The 16,957-nt window shown below is 52.9% G+C and carries 18 protein-coding genes; 14 read left to right on the top strand and 4 right to left on the bottom strand.

Features of this window, described 5'->3' with window-relative positions; genetic code table 11:
- Positions 1–177: 177 nt before the first annotated feature.
- A complete protein-coding gene (locus tag ACLD4F_RS08265; RefSeq protein ID WP_000997368.1) occupies positions 178–1,215 on the top strand; it encodes a tRNA/rRNA methyltransferase in 1,038 nt (345 codons plus the stop codon).
- A 115-nt stretch (positions 1,216–1,330) separates the two neighbouring features.
- Here ACLD4F_RS08265 and ung read toward each other — a convergent pair whose 3' ends face one another.
- Positions 1,331–2,020 carry a uracil-DNA glycosylase gene (gene ung, locus ACLD4F_RS08260; protein WP_000179978.1) on the bottom strand — a complete coding sequence of 230 codons (690 nt, stop codon included), beginning with the start codon at positions 2,018–2,020 and terminating at the stop codon, positions 1,331–1,333.
- Between the two features lie 318 nt (positions 2,021–2,338).
- Here ung and grcA point away from each other — a divergent pair, with 318 nt between their 5' ends.
- On the top strand, positions 2,339–2,722 hold the full coding sequence (grcA, locus tag ACLD4F_RS08255; protein ID WP_000627811.1) for an autonomous glycyl radical cofactor GrcA: 384 nt from the start codon (positions 2,339–2,341) through the stop codon (positions 2,720–2,722).
- 61 nt (positions 2,723–2,783) lie between these two features.
- Here grcA and eamB read toward each other — a convergent pair whose 3' ends face one another.
- Positions 2,784–3,371, bottom strand: a complete 588-nt coding sequence (gene eamB / locus ACLD4F_RS08250; RefSeq protein ID WP_000188415.1) for a cysteine/O-acetylserine transporter — start codon at positions 3,369–3,371, stop codon at positions 2,784–2,786.
- Positions 3,372–3,473: 102 nt separating this feature from the next.
- Here eamB and ACLD4F_RS08245 point away from each other — a divergent pair, with 102 nt between their 5' ends.
- Positions 3,474–4,373 carry a LysR family transcriptional regulator gene (locus ACLD4F_RS08245; protein ID WP_001521114.1) on the top strand — a complete coding sequence of 300 codons (900 nt, stop codon included), beginning with the start codon at positions 3,474–3,476 and terminating at the stop codon, positions 4,371–4,373.
- 17 nt (positions 4,374–4,390) lie between these two features.
- On the opposite strand, the gene srmB is transcribed toward ACLD4F_RS08245, so the two are convergent.
- Positions 4,391–5,725 carry an ATP-dependent RNA helicase SrmB gene (srmB, locus tag ACLD4F_RS08240; protein WP_000219174.1) on the bottom strand — a complete coding sequence of 445 codons (1,335 nt, stop codon included), beginning with the start codon at positions 5,723–5,725 and terminating at the stop codon, positions 4,391–4,393.
- A 130-nt stretch (positions 5,726–5,855) separates the two neighbouring features.
- Between srmB and trmN the strand changes: the two genes are divergently transcribed.
- Positions 5,856–6,593 carry a tRNA(1)(Val) (adenine(37)-N(6))-methyltransferase TrmN gene (trmN, locus tag ACLD4F_RS08235; RefSeq protein WP_000083345.1) on the top strand — a complete coding sequence of 246 codons (738 nt, stop codon included), beginning with the start codon at positions 5,856–5,858 and terminating at the stop codon, positions 6,591–6,593.
- Here the strand turns inward: trmN and nadB are convergent.
- Positions 6,578–8,200: an L-aspartate oxidase gene (gene nadB / locus ACLD4F_RS08230; RefSeq protein WP_024156172.1), complete on the bottom strand. Its 1,623-nt coding sequence runs from the start codon at positions 8,198–8,200 to the stop codon at positions 6,578–6,580. The two genes, trmN and nadB, sit on opposite strands and share 16 nt — an antisense overlap.
- 263 nt (positions 8,201–8,463) lie before the next feature.
- On the opposite strand from nadB, the gene rseD reads away from it, so the two are divergent.
- The 10 genes from rseD (at position 8,464) to recO (ending at position 16,952) form a co-directional block, all read left to right on the top strand.
- Positions 8,464–8,628, top strand: a complete 165-nt coding sequence (gene rseD / locus ACLD4F_RS08225) for a rpoE leader peptide RseD (protein ID WP_014344135.1) — start codon at positions 8,464–8,466, stop codon at positions 8,626–8,628.
- Positions 8,625–9,200 carry an RNA polymerase sigma factor RpoE gene (gene rpoE, locus ACLD4F_RS08220; RefSeq protein ID WP_000003307.1) on the top strand — a complete coding sequence of 192 codons (576 nt, stop codon included), beginning with the start codon at positions 8,625–8,627 and terminating at the stop codon, positions 9,198–9,200. The genes rseD and rpoE overlap by 4 nt, the downstream gene beginning before the upstream one ends.
- A gap of 31 nt (positions 9,201–9,231) precedes the next feature.
- The gene (gene rseA, locus ACLD4F_RS08215) at positions 9,232–9,882 is read left to right on the top strand and encodes an anti-sigma-E factor RseA (RefSeq protein ID WP_001168374.1); all 651 of its coding nucleotides are present in this window, start codon (positions 9,232–9,234) and stop codon (positions 9,880–9,882) included.
- The gene (rseB, locus tag ACLD4F_RS08210; RefSeq protein ID WP_023201326.1) at positions 9,882–10,838 is read left to right on the top strand and encodes a sigma-E factor regulatory protein RseB; all 957 of its coding nucleotides are present in this window, start codon (positions 9,882–9,884) and stop codon (positions 10,836–10,838) included. The genes rseA and rseB overlap by 1 nt, the downstream gene beginning before the upstream one ends.
- Complete coding sequence (gene rseC / locus ACLD4F_RS08205; RefSeq protein WP_000589087.1) at positions 10,835–11,314, top strand: SoxR-reducing system protein RseC; 480 nt, start codon at positions 10,835–10,837, stop codon at positions 11,312–11,314. The genes rseB and rseC overlap by 4 nt, the downstream gene beginning before the upstream one ends.
- A gap of 251 nt (positions 11,315–11,565) precedes the next feature.
- A complete protein-coding gene (lepA, locus tag ACLD4F_RS08200) occupies positions 11,566–13,365 on the top strand; it encodes a translation elongation factor 4 (protein WP_000790154.1) in 1,800 nt (599 codons plus the stop codon).
- Positions 13,366–13,381: 16 nt separating this feature from the next.
- Positions 13,382–14,356, top strand: coding sequence for a signal peptidase I (gene lepB, locus ACLD4F_RS08195; protein WP_000002559.1), 975 nt, complete (start codon positions 13,382–13,384; stop codon positions 14,354–14,356).
- 273 nt (positions 14,357–14,629) lie between these two features.
- A complete protein-coding gene (gene rnc / locus ACLD4F_RS08190) occupies positions 14,630–15,310 on the top strand; it encodes a ribonuclease III (RefSeq protein WP_001068341.1) in 681 nt (226 codons plus the stop codon).
- On the top strand, positions 15,307–16,212 hold the full coding sequence (gene era / locus ACLD4F_RS08185; protein ID WP_000102230.1) for a GTPase Era: 906 nt from the start codon (positions 15,307–15,309) through the stop codon (positions 16,210–16,212). The genes rnc and era overlap by 4 nt, the downstream gene beginning before the upstream one ends.
- An 11-nt stretch (positions 16,213–16,223) precedes the next feature.
- The gene (gene recO, locus ACLD4F_RS08180) at positions 16,224–16,952 is read left to right on the top strand and encodes a DNA repair protein RecO (RefSeq protein ID WP_000399380.1); all 729 of its coding nucleotides are present in this window, start codon (positions 16,224–16,226) and stop codon (positions 16,950–16,952) included.
- Positions 16,953–16,957: the final 5 nt, after the last annotated feature.

Genomic DNA, 16,957 nt, shown 5'->3' with positions numbered 1-16,957 from the left:
CGTCCCGCTACGCGCGGGATGTTTCTATAATGTTACATATTATCGAGGAGTCTGTGCTAAACAACAATGTGTTTTATTCAATGAGTACAATAGTCGCAAGCTTTTAAACGAAATCATGGCTAACCGGATGCACATCGGGTAATCTTCGCGCTTCGCGCAGCGCTGGTGGAGAAAAGCATGAACGATGAATTAAAAAACAAAAGCGGCAAAGTCAAAGTGATGTATGTCCGTAGTGATGATGACTCTGATAAACGCACCCATAACCCGCGTACCGGGAAAGGGGGAGGCCGCCCAGCAAAGTCTCGCACTGACGGTGGACGTCGCCCCGCCCGTGATGAGCGAAATAATCAGAGCCGTGACCGTAAACATGAAACTTCGCCGTGGCGCACTGTGTCCCGCGCGCCAGGCGATGAAACGCCTGAGAAAGTCGATCATGGTGGTATTAGCGGTAAAAGTTTTATCGACCCTGAAGTTTTGCGTCGCCAGCGTGCGGAAGAGACACGCGTCTACGGCGAAAACGCCTGCCAGGCGCTATTCCAGAGCCGTCCTGACGCCATCGTGCGCGCATGGTTTATCCAAAGCGTAACGCCGCGTTTTAAAGAGGCGCTGCGCTGGATGGCGGCGAATCGTAAAGCCTACCATGTGGTGGATGAAGCCGAACTGGCAAAAGCTTCCGGGACTGAGCACCACGGCGGCGTGTGTTTCCTGATTAAAAAGCGTAACGGTACGACCGTTAAGCAATGGGTAAAGCAGGCGGCGGATCAAGACTGCGTGCTGGCGTTGGAAGATGTCGCTAACCCGCATAATCTGGGCGGCATGATGCGTAGCTGCGCGCACTTCGGCGTGAAAGGCGTGGTGGTACAGGATGCGGCGTTGCTGGAGTCCGGCGCGGCGATTCGTACCGCGGAAGGCGGGGCGGAACATGTCCAGCCAATCACTGGTGAAAGCATTGTTGACGTACTGGATGACTTTCGTCAGGCGGGGTACACCGTGGTGACGACGTCCAGCGATCGCGGTCAGGCGCTCTTTAGTACGACCCTGCCGGAAAAGATGGTGCTGGTCTTAGGCCGTGAATATGACTACCTGCCGGAAGCGGCGCGCGAACCCGACGATCTGTGCGTGAAAATTAACGGCACCGGGAACGTGGAAAGCCTGAATGTGTCGGTTGCGACAGGCGTACTGCTCGCCGAGTGGTGGCGACAGAATAAAGCGTAAGGGCTGCAGCCCGGTGACGCAACGCGCGCCGGGCCAATGATGTACTTCCTACCGCCCGGTCAGACAAGGCGCTTTCGCGCCGTTATCCGGGCGATAAAACGGCGAGTCGCCAACGTTATTCACTCTCAGCCGGTAATACTGGCGTCCAGTCGATAGTTTTCTCGCCGTGTTGTTCCAGCCATTGGTTCGTTAGCGCAAAATGGTTACAGCCAAAAAATCCGCGGTGCGCAGAGAGTGGCGAGGGATGCGGAGCTTTCAGAATATGGTGGCGCTGTGGATCAATAATCGCGCCTTTCTTCTGGGCGTGCGAGCCCCACAACAGGAAGACGACCCCTTCGCGGTGTTGGTTAATCAGGCTTATCACTTTATCCGTAAAGGTTTCCCACCCCAGGCTGGCATGAGAGTGCGCCTGGCCTGCCCGTACCGTGAGCACCGTATTCAGTAACAGTACGCCCTGGCGCGCCCAGCTTTCCAGATAACCGTGCGCGGGGCGAACAAAGCCGGGAATGGAGGCTTCCAGCTCTTTGTACATATTCACTAATGACGGCGGGGGAGCGATCCCAGGACGCACGGAAAACGCCAGACCATGTGCCTGGCCGGGGCCGTGGTAAGGATCTTGTCCCAGGATCACCACCTTAACGTCGCCCAGTTCCGTGAAGCGAAAGGCATTAAACACATCTTTTTGCGGCGGGTAGACCGTGATACCCGACTGACGCTCGCCAGCAACAGTGTGAAGCGTATTGATAAAGTAAGGTTGCTGTTTCTCATCAGCCAGCACATCGTGCCAGGTTAACTCAGTCGCCATCTCGCTCTCCTGCGAATTTCCAGTTCCCTTAGCTTAACTGCTTCTTTCTGCAGTGCAAAATCCTGCGTGCTACAAAAACGGTTACCTACAAAAGATAGTTGAAAATTTATGTAAAAAGTTTATAGGTCTGAATGGTGTAAGTTGATGTAAAACAATAAATTCCCTTCATCACCCTTTTTATGGTGTGGTTTTTATTGATTTAAATCAAAGAATGAAGGGTGATCGAAGGGTATATATACACTCAAGCAACAATGGTTTTACCAATTGGCCGGGATTAGGCCGACCGAAATCAAATAATTTTGCCTGGGGAGGCATCACATGATTACAGGTATCCAGATTACTAAAGCCGCTAACGACGACCTGCTGAATTCCTTCTGGCTGCTGGACAGCGAAAAAGGCGAAGCGCGCTGCATCGTTGCAAAATCCGGCTTTGCTGAAGATGAAGTTGTGGCTGTCAGCAAACTGGGCGAGATTGAATACCGTGAAATTCCGATGGAAGTTAAACCGGAAGTACGCGTTGAAGGCGGTCAGCATCTGAACGTTAACGTTCTGCGTCGCGAAACTCTGGAAGATGCGGTTAAGCATCCGGAAAAATACCCGCAGCTGACTATTCGTGTTTCTGGTTATGCGGTGCGTTTTAACTCCCTGACGCCGGAACAGCAGCGCGACGTTATCGCTCGTACCTTTACCGAAAGCCTGTAAGGCTTATCCGGTAATAACAAGCGGAAGAGGCCGGGCCTTTTCCGCTTTTGTTTTATTTGGGTCAGTAAAAAATCCGCACCGCGCAGTACACCAGCAGTAACGCCAGAATGATATTTAACTGGCGACCATAATGGCGAAACGCCCGCTGAAACAGATGTCCCGCCAGCGCCCAACACACATTACCGAACGTGCCGATCAATGCCAGCAATATACTGACGCCGATGACCCAGTTCAGCGCCTGCGTTTGCGGTAAAACAAATGTAGACAGAGCGGTAATGCCGTACAGAATAATTTTGACGTTCACAAACTGCAGGCCAAAGCTTACCCAAAAGCCAACCGGTTTTGGTCTGACATTCTCATCCGCCGCTGGACTGGTGGCAATTTTCCACGCCAGCCACAGGATATACGCAGCCCCCACCCAACTGAGCAAATGAATGATTGCCGGATCGATAACCGCAAGGGAAAACGCGATCCCGGCGCACAGCAGCATGACGACCAAAAATCCCAGACTCATACCTGCCAGTACACGAATACTCTGCCGAAAACCATGTGCAGTTGCTGCGCTAAGCGCGAGAATATTGTTAGGGCCGGGGGTAAGGGCGGTGATTAATGTATAAGTCCAGAAAGCGCTTAAAAGCATCGGTGTCACTTGTCATCTCCTCTGTTTTAGCAGACAGTACCCGATATGAAATATTTAAAAAAATGAATGTTTTTTAATTCTGAATTCGAGATTTTCGATAGGTTGGTGGTTATGGATCTGCGTCGGTTTATTACGCTGAAAACGGTAGTGGAAGAGGGCTCGTTTCTGCGGGCTTCGCAAAAGCTGTGCTGTACTCAGTCGACGGTAACTTTTCATATTCAACAGCTTGAACGTGAGTTTTCCCTGCAACTGTTCGAGAAAATAGGGCGCCGAATGTGCCTGACCAATGAGGGGAAAAAGCTGATGCCGCATATCCATGAACTGACGCGAGTGATGGAGTCGATTCGTGAAGCCGCAAGACAGGATGCGGAACCCGGCGGAGAGCTGCGCGTGGCGACAGGTGAAACCTTACTGGCGTACAAAATGCCGCAGGTTTTACAACGATTTAAGCTGCGAGCGCCGAATGTCAGATTGTCGCTACAATCGCTGAATTGCTATGTGATACGTGATGCGTTGCTGAATGACGAGGTCGATCTGGGCGTTTTTTATCGCGTAGGTAATGATGACGCGCTCACGATGCAGCAACTGGGGGAGCAGTCGCTGGCGTTGGTGGCCTCTCCACTGCTACAGGATGCTGATTTTACGCAGCCAGATCAGCATATCCCCTGTAGCTTCATCATCAATGAACCGCAATGTGTCTTCCGCCAGCTGTTTGAAAGTACGCTACGGCAGAGGCGGATTACGCTGGAAAACACCATTGAACTGTGGAGTATTGAAAGCATTAAACAGTGTGTGGCTGCTAACCTGGGCATCAGCTTTTTACCACGATTTGCCGTTGAACGAGAACTTAGTACCGGTCAGTTGAAAGAGCTGCCGTTTGGCGCGCCGTCGCTATCGATCATGGCGCTGTGCGCCCATCATGCCGGGAAAGCGGTCAGCCCGGCAATGCAGATATTTATGCAGTGTATGGAGGCGTGTTTTACCGTGGAAGATAAAAAAATGCCAGGTTAACGAACCCGGCATTATCATCACTCTTCGCTGGATTGCTCCTGCATTTTCGTACCGCTTGGCTTGCGGCGCTTACCGATATTTTTTGTATCGCGGTGACGTTTCTTCACGCGCGGCTTCTCTTTTTCTTTCTCTTTTTTCTTCTCGGCGCGTTTCGCCAGCACTTTTTTCGACGGTTTGCCGGTCAGCTTTTCGCTGGGCGCACGCGTGGTCGGGCGAAGCTCATCAATGACGCGCGCTTTTAGCGGCTCTTCGATGTAGCGACCGATTTTCAGCAGCAACAGATGGTCGTGGGCTTCTACCAGCGAGATTGCAGTGCCTTTGCGACCCGCACGGCCTGTACGACCAATACGATGCAGATAGGTATCGCCACTGCGCGGCATGTCGAAGTTAATGACGTGGCTGACGTCAGGAATATCAATCCCGCGTGCCGCGACGTCGGTCGCGACCAGCACGTTAACGCGACCGTCGGTGAGACGCTTAATACCTTCGTTACGTTTGATCTGCGCCATCTCACCTTCAAGATAGCAATTGTTGATCCCTGCCAGACGCAGCGTTTCAGCCAGTTCATGGACGCGTTCACGTTTACGTACAAACACGATAGAACGGGTTGCATCGTCTTGTTTTAGCAGGTGCTTCAACAGCGCAACTTTATGTTCGAAATTGTCGGCACGGTAGTACCACTGGTGAATTTTCTTACGCTCGCGGGTTGACGGATTGGCGGAAACCTCAACCGGGTCTTCCAGCAGGCGCTCGGCAAAATCTTTAATCGCATCGCCTTCCAGCGTGGCGGAGAACAGCATCGTCTGTTTACGCCAGCGGGTCTCACCAGCGATATGTTCAATGTCCTGAGCGAAGCCCATGTCGAGCATCCGGTCAGCTTCGTCAAGGATCAGTGTTTCAACCGCCCGGCAGTCAAAGTTCTCTTCTTTTATATATTGCAGCAGACGGCCCGTCGTGGCGACCACGATATCCTGGTTTTCGCTAAACACTTCAGCATGGTTCATATAGGCCACGCCGCCGGTAATCGTGGCGATATCCAGATGAGTATGCTTAGCCAGTTCACGAGCGTGATCGGCAACCTGCATTGCCAGTTCGCGGGTTGGCGTCAGGATCAGAATGCGCGGCGGCCCCGATTTTTTACGCGGAAAGTCGAGCAGGTGCTGCAACGCCGGCAGCAGATATGCCGCCGTTTTACCGGTGCCTGTCGGCGCAGAACCGAGTACATCACGGCCATCGAGCGCAGGCGGAATGGCGGCAGCCTGAATGGCGGTCGGGCGAGTGAAACCTTTATCCTGGAGGGCATCCAGCAGGCTTTCGTCGAGTTCAAGTTCGGAAAAAGTCGTTACAGTCATGTTCTACCTCTGTGTGGGGCGCTGATTATAGACGTTACGGCCGCAATCTTCATCTGTTTGTATGGATATCCCTTCTCAGGTATTGTTTTCACTCGGCGCTGTCGCCGTTTTTTTGCAAGGTTGTTTTTACATGTCTCAGTCTGGCTCCGTTCTTCGTCGTAACGGATTTACGTTTAAACAGTTTTTTGTCGCACACGATCGGTGTGCGATGAAAGTGGGAACTGACGGTATTTTACTCGGGGCGTGGGCGCCGGTCGCGGATGTAAAGCGAATTCTGGATATCGGTACTGGAAGCGGTCTGCTGGCGTTAATGCTGGCGCAGCGGACGGATGACAATGTGCCTATTGACGCCGTGGAACTGGATGCCGGGGCTGCCATGCAAGCGCAGGAAAACGTGGCTCACTCTCCCTGGCCGCATCGAATAACGGTGCATACTGACGATATTCAGAGTTGGGCGCCTCGCCAGACGGTACGCTTTGATCTTATTATCAGCAACCCGCCTTATTACGAACCCGGTGTGGAATGCGCCACGCCGCAGCGGGAGCAGGCGCGTTATACCGCTACGCTGGATCACCAGACGTTATTGGCTATTGCGGCGGATTGTATTACCGAAGACGGCTTTTTTTGCGTAGTCTTGCCGGAACAAATAGGTAACGCTTTTACGCAGCAAGCGCTCAACATGGGATGGCATTTGCGATTACGTACTGACGTTGCGGAAAACGAAGCGCGCTTGCCGCACCGGGTTTTGCTCGCATTCTCCCCGCAAGCCGGAGAGTGCTTTAGCGACAGATTAGTAATTCGCGGGTCAGACCAGCATTATTCTGAAAGTTATACGGCGCTGACCCAGGCATTTTATCTGTTTATGTGAGGCGTTAACGGCGAAAGGATCGATGGGCCTGATTCAGCCAGTTGTTGCGGATAATCCAGCGTAAAGTGCAGCCCCCGGCTCTCTTTACGCATCATCGCGCAACGTACAATCAGTTCGGCCACTTGCACCAGATTGCGCAGCTCCAGTAAATTATTCGAGACGCGAAAGTTGGCGTAATACTCGTCAATCTCTTGTTGCAACATAGTAATACGCCGTAGGGCGCGCTCCAGCCGTTTCGTCGTGCGCACAATGCCCACATAGTCCCACATCAGCAGGCGCAGTTCATGCCAGTTATGCTGAATCACCACCCGCTCATCGGCGTTCTCCACGCGGCTTTCATCCCAGGCGGGAAGGACGTCAACGCTGTGGACAGAAGGCATTCGCCTGTCGATATCCATTGCTGCGGACCAGCCGTACACTAAGCATTCCAGCAACGAGTTGGACGCCATACGGTTAGCGCCGTGCAGGCCGGTGTAACTGACTTCGCCAATGGCATATAAGCCGTCTACATCGGTACGACCATAATCATCGACGACCACGCCGCCGCAGGTATAGTGCGCGGCAGGAACAACGGGAATCGGTTCTTTGGTTAAATCCATCCCCAAATCGAGCAGTTTCGCATAGATCATCGGGAAGTGCTGGCGGACAAAATCGTCAGGCTTGTGGCTGATATCGAGAAACATACAGTCTGCGCCGAGTCGTTTCATCTCATGATCAATAGCGCGGGCGACAATATCGCGCGGCGCCAGTTCCCCGCGTTCGTCAACGTCCGGCATAAACCGTGAACCGTCCGGACGTTTAAGGTATGCGCCTTCGCCGCGCAGCGCTTCGGTAAGGAGAAAATTACGCGCCTGCGGGTGATAAAGGGCGGTGGGATGAAACTGGTTAAATTCCAGATTAGCGACCCGACAGCCTGCGCGCCAGGCCATCGCGATACCGTCGCCGGAGGAAATATCCGGGTTAGTGGTATATTGATAAACCTTTGAGGCGCCGCCGGTCGCCAGCACCACCGACTTCGCATGACAGGTTTCAACCCACTCTTTATTGCGATTCCAGATCCAGGCGCCGACGACCCGGCGAGGCCCCGGCAGACCCATTTTATCGGAGATAATTAAATCAACGGCGTTGCTGCGTTCCAGCACCTGAATATTAGGATGATTTTGCGCCCGACTGACCAACGTGGTTTCGACTTCCTTTCCGGTAGCGTCAGCGGCATGAAGGATACGGCGATGGCTATGGCCGCCTTCACGCGTGAGATGATAGCTCTCCTTGCCGTTTGGCTGGACATGCGTATCAAACAGGACGCCCTGATCGATAAGCCACTGCACGCAGGTACGAGCGTTGCTGGCGACAAACTCCACCGCGTGGCGATCGCAAATTCCGGCGCCGGCAATCAGCGTATCTTCGACATGTGACGCAATACTGTCGGTTTCATCAAACACGGCGGCAATACCGCCCTGCGCATAAAACGTGGAGCCCTCGCTCACCGGCCCTTTACTCAGGACGATAATCTTATGTTTTTCAGCCAGACGCAGCGCCAGCGAGAGTCCGGCCGCGCCGCTGCCGATAATTAACACATCACAGGACAGTTCAGGAGTTGTCATCATGGTTCTTGTTTAATTTACTAAACATGGTTGCGGCAGATTAGCACTATATGGCGCTAAAAAGCACGTTATGATTTCAAAAGTGTTGTACTTATTAAACATAAAATAAAAATACGGCGAGAGATAAACGGCAAAAAATATTTTATAGGGCAGGGTGTTAGCGTCAGATTTTGTAGTGAAATAAAGATGCTGTTAGGTTACTCTGCAAACGACGAAATGGGCATTTCTGTACAGATAGTGCGTTGTTCAGCATCTGTAGACTTATAATGGAAGATAAGACCTGTCTACAACATGACAAACAAAAACAAATGCGTAACGGAACTTTACGAAACATAGACACTCTAACCTGTTGCTTGCTCATAGTGCGGCTTATGGAGTGGCGTTTCGAAAGCGCGTGGAAATTTGGTTTGGGGAGACATTACCTCGGATGAGCGAGCAGTTAACGGACCAGGTCCTGGTTGAACGGGTCCAGAAGGGAGATCAGAAAGCCTTTAACTTACTGGTAGTGCGCTACCAGCATAAAGTGGCGAGTCTGGTTTCCCGCTATGTGCCATCGGGCGACGTTCCCGATGTCGTACAGGAATCATTTATTAAGGCCTATCGCGCGCTGGATTCTTTCCGGGGGGATAGCGCTTTTTATACCTGGTTGTATCGTATTGCGGTCAATACCGCGAAGAACTACCTGGTTGCGCAGGGGCGTCGTCCGCCTTCCAGTGATGTAGACGCGATTGAAGCAGAAAACTTTGAAAGCGGCGGTGCGCTGAAAGAAATTTCGAACCCTGAGAACTTAATGTTGTCAGAAGAACTGAGACAGATAGTTTTCCGAACTATTGAGTCCCTCCCGGAAGATTTACGTATGGCAATCACCTTACGGGAGCTGGATGGCCTGAGCTATGAAGAGATAGCGGCTATCATGGATTGTCCGGTGGGGACGGTGCGTTCACGTATCTTCCGGGCGCGGGAAGCTATTGATAATAAAGTTCAACCGCTTATCAGGCGTTGACGATAGCGGGATACTGGAAAAGGTATTAGGCATGCAGAAAGAAAAACTTTCCGCTTTGATGGATGGCGAAACGTTGGATAGTGAGCTGCTCAAAGCGCTTACGCACGACCCGGAAATGCAGAAAACCTGGGAGAGTTATCACCTGATCCGCGATTCAATGCGGGGGGATACGCCTGACGTTCTCCATTTCGATATATCCGCTCGCGTGATGGCCGCTATTGAAAACGAGCCAGTACGTCAGGTGTCGCCATTAATCCCTGAGGCCCAACCCGCTCCGCAGCAATGGCAGAAAATGCCGTTCTGGAAAAAAGTGCGTCCGTGGGCGGCGCAGCTTACCCAAATGGGCGTGGCGGCGTGCGTTTCACTTGCAGTTATCGTCGGTGTCCAGCACTATAATGGGCAATCTGAAACATCCCAACAACCTGAAACGCCGGTTTTCAATACCCTGCCTATGATGGGGAAAGCCAGCCCGGTAAGTCTGGGAGTGCCTTCTGAAGCAGCGCCTGTCGGCAGTCAGCAACAGCAGGTACAGGAGCAGCGTCGTCGCATTAATGCCATGTTGCAGGACTATGAACTGCAGCGCCGACTGCACTCCGAACAGCTTCAGTTTGAGCAGGCGCAAACCCAGCAAGCCGCGGTACAGGTGCCAGGAATCCAAACTTTAGGAACGCAATCGCAGTAATGAAGCAACTTTGGTTTGCCATGTCCCTTGTGGCGGCTAGCCTGTTCTTCTCAGTAAACGCCTCGGCCGACCCTGCGTCCGGGGCGTTATTGCAGCAGATGAACATCGCCAGTCAGTCACTGAATTACGAGCTGTCATTCGTCAGCATCACGAAACAAGGCGTTGAATCTCTGCGTTATCGACACGCACGCCTGGATGGTCGCCCGCTTGCGCAATTGCTACAGTTGGACGGTCCCCGCCGGGAGGTCGTACAGCGTGGTAATGAAATCAGTTATTTTGAACCGGGCCTTGAGCCGTTCACCCTGAACGGTGATTATATTGTCGATTCTCTGCCTTCCCTGATTTACACCGACTTCAAGCGCCTGGCGCCATACTACGACTTTATTTCTGTCGGACGCACCCGTATCGCAGACAGATTGTGCGAAGTTATCCGCGTTGTGGCGCGCGATGGTACGCGTTACAGCTATATCGTCTGGATGGACATGGACACCAAACTGCCGATGCGCGTTGATCTGCTGGATCGCGATGGCGAGACGCTGGAGCAGTTCCGCGTTATTGCGTTCACGGTGAGTCAGGATATCGGCAGCAACATGCAGGCGCTGGCGAAGGCGAATCTGCCGCCGCTGCTTTCTGTTCCCGGTGGCGAAAAAACGAAATTTAACTGGAGTCCATCCTGGGTGCCGCAAGGCTTTAGCGAAGTTTCCAGCAGCCGTCGTCCGTTGCCGACGATGGATAACCTGCCTATCGAATCGCGGCTTTATTCTGACGGTCTGTTTAGCTTTTCCGTCAATGTGAACCGGGCGACGCAAAACAGCAGCGATCAGATGCTGCGCACCGGGCGCCGAACGGTTTATAGCAGCGTTCGCGACAACGCGGAAATCACCATTGTCGGCGAGCTTCCACCGCAAACGGCGAAGCGCATTGCCGACAGTATCAAATTCAGGGCAGTACAATGATTAAAGAGTGGGCAACCGTTGTCTCCTGGCAGAATGGTCAGGCGGTGGTGAGCTGCGACGTTAAAGCGTCATGCAGCAGCTGCGCCTCCCGTGCGGGATGCGGCAGTCGCGTGCTGAATAAATTAGGGCCGCAAACCACCCATACCATTGTTGTGCCAAGCGCGGAGCCGCTGGCGCCGGGGCAGAAAGTCGAGTTGGGCATCGCCGAAAAAAGCCTTTTAGGTTCGGCGTTGCTGGTCTATATGTCGCCTTTAGCGGGGCTATTTCTTTGTGCGGCGCTTTTTCAGATGCTGTTTGGATCTGACCTTGCCGCATTAAGCGGGGCCGTGCTGGGCGGCGTGGGCGGTTTTCTGGTTGCCCGCGGCTATTCCCGAAAACTGGCGGAGCGCGACGCCTGGCAGCCGGTGATTTTAAACGTTGCCCTCCCGCCGGACCTTGTTCGCGTCGAAACTACCTCAATCGAAACGCGTCAGTAAACGTTTTGCCCAACGGTACACCTGCCGCGTTGGGTTGTTGTCCCGATAAGCATGCGCTTTTCCTGCGTTGCGGTGTTTTACAGGAAAAAAGCGAGGCGTTTTCCAGTTCCCGCTCTCCTTACACTATGAACATTTCCTCGCCTTAGCGTTGTAGTGTAGAATGCGGCGTTTCAGTTAAAACAGACGTTAAGCTCAGAACAGCGACCTCTAAAGTCTGGTCAACCAGGCGTAAGGCATAATAATTTATCTCTATGAAGAACATACGTAACTTTTCGATCATTGCTCACATTGACCACGGTAAATCGACGCTGTCTGACCGTATTATCCAAATCTGCGGTGGCCTGTCTGACCGTGAAATGGAAGCTCAGGTACTTGATTCGATGGATCTTGAGCGTGAGCGCGGTATTACTATTAAAGCCCAGAGTGTGACGCTGGATTTTAAAGCGTCTGATGGTGAAACTTATCAACTGAACTTTATCGACACGCCGGGACACGTTGACTTTTCCTATGAAGTTTCCCGTTCGTTAGCCGCCTGCGAGGGCGCGCTGCTGGTGGTGGATGCCGGCCAGGGCGTAGAAGCGCAAACGTTGGCGAACTGCTACACCGCGATGGAAATGGATCTTGAAGTGGTGCCGGTGCTTAACAAGATTGACCTGCCGGCCGCCGATCCGGAGCGTGTGGCGGAAGAAATCGAAGACATTGTCGGTATCGATGCGACGGACGCGGTACGCTGCTCCGCCAAAACGGGTGTCGGCGTGACGGATGTTCTGGAACGCCTGGTGCGCGATATCCCGCCGCCGCAAGGCGATCCGGACGGCCCGCTGCAGGCGCTGATTATTGACTCCTGGTTCGATAACTACCTGGGCGTGGTATCGCTGGTGCGTATTAAAAACGGCACCATGCGTAAAGGCGACAAAATTAAAGTGATGAGCACCGGGCAGACCTACAACGCTGACCGCCTGGGGATTTTCACGCCGAAGCAGGTTGATCGTACCGAGCTGAAGTGCGGCGAAGTAGGCTGGCTGGTGTGCGCCATTAAAGATATCCTCGGCGCGCCGGTTGGCGATACCTTAACCTCAGCGCGTAACCCAGCGGAAAAAGCGTTGCCGGGCTTTAAAAAGGTGAAACCGCAGGTCTATGCAGGTCTGTTTCCGGTCAGCTCCGACGATTATGAAAGTTTCCGCGACGCGCTCGGCAAGCTGAGCCTGAACGATGCCTCACTGTTTTATGAACCGGAAAGCTCCTCGGCGCTGGGCTTTGGTTTCCGCTGCGGCTTCCTCGGCCTGTTGCACATGGAGATCATTCAGGAGCGTCTGGAACGCGAATACGATCTGGATCTGATCACCACTGCGCCGACCGTGGTTTATGAAGTAGAAACAACGGCGAAAGAGACTATCTATGTTGATAGCCCCTCCAAGCTGCCGCCGTTGAATAACATTTATGAACTGCGCGAGCCTATCGCCGAATGTCATATGCTGTTACCACAAGCCTATTTAGGTAACGTTATTACGCTGTGTATTGAGAAACGCGGCGTACAAACTAACATGGTGTATCACGGTAACCAGGTCGCGTTGACCTATGAAATCCCGATGGCGGAAGTGGTGCTCGACTTCTTTGACCGTCTGAAATCAACGTCGCGCGGCTATGCGTCTCTGGATTATAACTTCAAGCGCTTCCAGGCTTCCGATATGGTGCGTGTTGATGTGTTAATCAACAACGAGCGTGTCGATGCGCTGGCGCTGATCACGCACCGTGATAACTCGCAAAGCCGTGGTCGCGAGCTGGTGGAGAAAATGAAAGATTTGATCCCACGTCAGCAGTTTGATATCGCGATTCAGGCGGCGATTGGTACGCATATTATTGCCCGTTCGACGGTAAAACAGTTACGTAAAAACGTGCTGGCGAAGTGCTACGGCGGTGATATCAGTCGTAAGAAAAAACTGCTGCAGAAACAGAAAGAAGGTAAGAAACGCATGAAGCAGATCGGTAACGTCGAGCTGCCTCAGGAGGCGTTCCTCGCCATTCTGCATGTCGGTAAAGACAATAAATAATCCCTAAGGAGTTGGCATGGCGAACATGTTTGCCCTGATTCTGGTGATAGCCACACTGGTGACGGGCATTTTATGGTGCGTTGATAAGTTTGTTTTCGCGCCAAAACGTCGGGCGCGCCAGGCTGCCGCGCAAACGGCGTCGGGAGATGCGCTGGATAACGCTACGCTCAATAAAGTGGCGCCTAAGCCGGGCTGGCTGGAGACCGGGGCGTCGGTTTTCCCGGTTCTGGCGATCGTTCTGATCGTTCGTTCATTTCTTTATGAACCCTTTCAGATCCCGTCAGGCTCAATGATGCCGACGCTGCTTATCGGCGATTTTATTCTGGTGGAAAAATTTGCCTACGGCATTAAAGATCCGATCTACCAGAAAACCCTGATTGAAACCGGTCATCCAAAGCGCGGGGATATTGTGGTATTTAAATATCCGGAAGATCCTAAGTTAGATTACATCAAACGCGCCGTCGGTTTGCCGGGCGATAAAATCACTTATGATCCGGTTGCGAAAGAGGTGACGATTCAGCCTGGCTGTAGCTCCGGTCAGGCGTGCGAAAACGCGCTACCGGTTACCTACTCTAACGTTGAGCCGAGCGATTTTGTACAGACCTTTGCCCGCCGTAACGGCGGAGAAGCGACCAGCGGTTTCTTTGAGGTTCCGCTAAACGAGACGAAAGAAAACGGCATTCGCCTGACCGAACGTAAAGAGACGTTGGGCGATGTGACGCACCGCATCCTGATGGTGCCGATAGCCCAGGATCAGTTGGGCATGTATTACCAACAGCCAGGACAACCGCTGGCGACCTGGGTTGTACCGCCGGGGCAATATTTCATGATGGGCGACAACCGCGATAACAGCGCGGATAGCCGTTACTGGGGATTTGTTCCGGAAGCGAATCTGGTCGGTAAAGCGGTCGCTATCTGGATGAGCTTTGACAAGCAGGAAGGGGAGTGGCCGACAGGCGTACGCCTGAGTCGTATCGGCGGTATTCACTAACTGTGACGAAATGATCGTTCACGCTGCCGTCTTTTTAGCGGCAGCGTGAATTATTTCCTGGATAAATTCCCTCAGACTAACGACATCCCCTGTCGTTGTGTATAGAATATTCCCCCGAAGTTTTAGGTTGGCGCCGTTTGGTCGCCACGGCACACGAAACAGCGTTGGTTATAGACAACCTTCTTTCCGCTGCAGCGATGCGGCAGGACAGATGACGTGTATCAGGTCTGTTTCGTGTGCTGGATTGTTGACGCATTCATTTATTGGTATCGCATGAACCCCATCGTAATTAATCGGCTTCAACGGAAGCTGGGCTACACTTTTAATCATCAGGAGCTGTTGCAGCAGGCATTAACTCACCGCAGCGCCAGCAGTAAACATAACGAACGCCTGGAATTTTTAGGCGATTCAATCCTGAGCTTCGTTATCGCTAACGCGCTTTATCACCGTTTTCCACGGGTGGATGAGGGAGATATGAGCCGTATGCGCGCCACGCTGGTACGTGGTAATACGCTGGCGGAATTAGCCCGTGAGTTTGATTTAGGCGAGTGCCTGCGTTTAGGGCCGGGCGAATTAAAAAGCGGCGGATTTCGTCGGGAGTCCATTCTGGCGGACACCGTGGAAGCGTTAATCGGCGGAGTATTTCTCGATAGCAATATCCAGACCGTCGAGCAGTTAATCCTTAACTGGTATAAAACCCGTCTGGATGAGATAAGCCCGGGCGATAAACAAAAAGATCCTAAAACGCGCTTGCAGGAGTATTTGCAGGGTCGCCATCTGCCGCTGCCATCTTACCTGGTTGTGCAGGTGCGCGGCGAGGCGCACGATCAGGAATTTACTATCCACTGCCAGGTCAGCGGCCTGAGCGAACCGGTGGTTGGCACGGGTTCCAGCCGTCGTAAGGCGGAGCAGGCTGCCGCCGAACAGGCGCTGAAAAAACTGGAGTTGGAATGAGCACTGACAAAACTTACTGCGGATTTATTGCCATCGTCGGACGTCCGAACGTTGGCAAATCCACCTTGCTGAACAAACTGCTCGGGCAGAAGATTTCGATCACTTCCCGTAAAGCGCAGACCACGCGCCACCGCATTGTCGGTATTCATACCGAAGGCCCGTATCAGGCAATTTATGTCGATACCCCGGGACTGCATATGGAAGAAAAGCGCGCCATTAACCGTTTGATGAATAAGGCGGCGAGCAGTTCGATTGGCGACGTTGAGCTGGTGATTTTCGTTGTGGAAGGCACCCGTTGGACGCCGGACGACGAAATGGTCCTGAACAAACTGCGCGATGGCAAAGCGCCGGTTATTCTCGCCGTTAACAAAGTGGATAACGTGCAAGAAAAAGCCGATTTGCTGCCGCACCTCCAGTTCCTGGCAAGCCAGATGAACTTTCTTGATATCGTACCGATCTCTGCTGAAACGGGTATGAACGTCGATACCATTGCCGGTATCGTGCGTAAACATTTACCGGAAGCTATTCACCACTTCCCGGAAGATTACATCACCGATCGCTCTCAGCGCTTTATGGCGTCTGAAATCATCCGTGAAAAGCTGATGCGTTTTCTCGGCGCCGAGCTGCCGTATTCCGTTACCGTTGAGATTGAACGTTTTGTTACCAACGAACGCGGCGGCTATGATATCAACGGGCTGATCCTCGTCGAGCGCGAAGGGCAGAAGAAGATGGTGATTGGCAACAAAGGCGCCAAAATCAAAACCATTGGTATTGAAGCGCGTAAAGACATGCAGGAGATGTTCGAAGCGCCGGTACACCTGGAATTGTGGGTGAAAGTGAAATCCGGCTGGGCCGATGACGAACGCGCTCTGCGTAGTCTCGGTTACGTAGACGATCTGTGAGTTAACACAGCGTGGAAGGGTGGCAGCGCGCATTTGTCCTGCACAGTCGCCCCTGGAGCGAAACCAGCCTGATGCTGGACGTCTTCACGGAAGAATCGGGGCGCGTGCGCCTTGTCGCCAAAGGCGCGCGATCTAAACGTTCCAATCTGAAAGGCGCGTTACAGCCTTTTACGCCGTTATTGCTACGCTACAGCGGACGCGGCGAGGTGAAAACCCTGCGCAGCGCCGAGGCAGTTTCTCTGGCGCTGCCGTTAAGCGGTATTACGCTCTATAGCGGCCTGTACATCAACGAACTCCTCTCTCGCGTACTGGAATATGAAACGCGCTTCTCCGAACTCTTTTTTGATTATCTGAACTGTATTCAGGCGCTGGCGGGAACCACCGGCTCGCCTGAACCGGCGTTGCGACGTTTCGAACTGGCGTTGCTGGGTCATCTGGGGTATGGCGTCAATTTCACCCACTGTGCAGGCAGCGGCGAACGGGTGGATGACACCATGACCTACCGTTACCGCGAAGAAAAAGGCTTTTTCGCCAGCGTCGTCATCGATAACAACACCTTTACCGGACGGCACCTGAAAGCGCTGGAGGCGCGGGAATTTCCGGATGTAGATACCCTGCGTGCCGCTAAACGCTTTACCCGTATGGCATTAAAGCCGTATCTTGGGGGAAAACCGTTAAAAAGCCGGGAGCTGTTCCGGCAATTTATGCCCAAACGCACAGTAAAAACGAAGAAAGATTAACGAGG

This window comes from Salmonella sp. 741265050_HSA (assembly GCF_046569445.1).
In the GTDB taxonomy this organism is placed as follows: domain Bacteria; phylum Pseudomonadota; class Gammaproteobacteria; order Enterobacterales; family Enterobacteriaceae; genus Salmonella; species Salmonella enterica.
The sequence above is the reverse complement of the archived record's forward strand: the minus strand, read 5'-3'. Positions and strand labels throughout refer to the sequence as shown.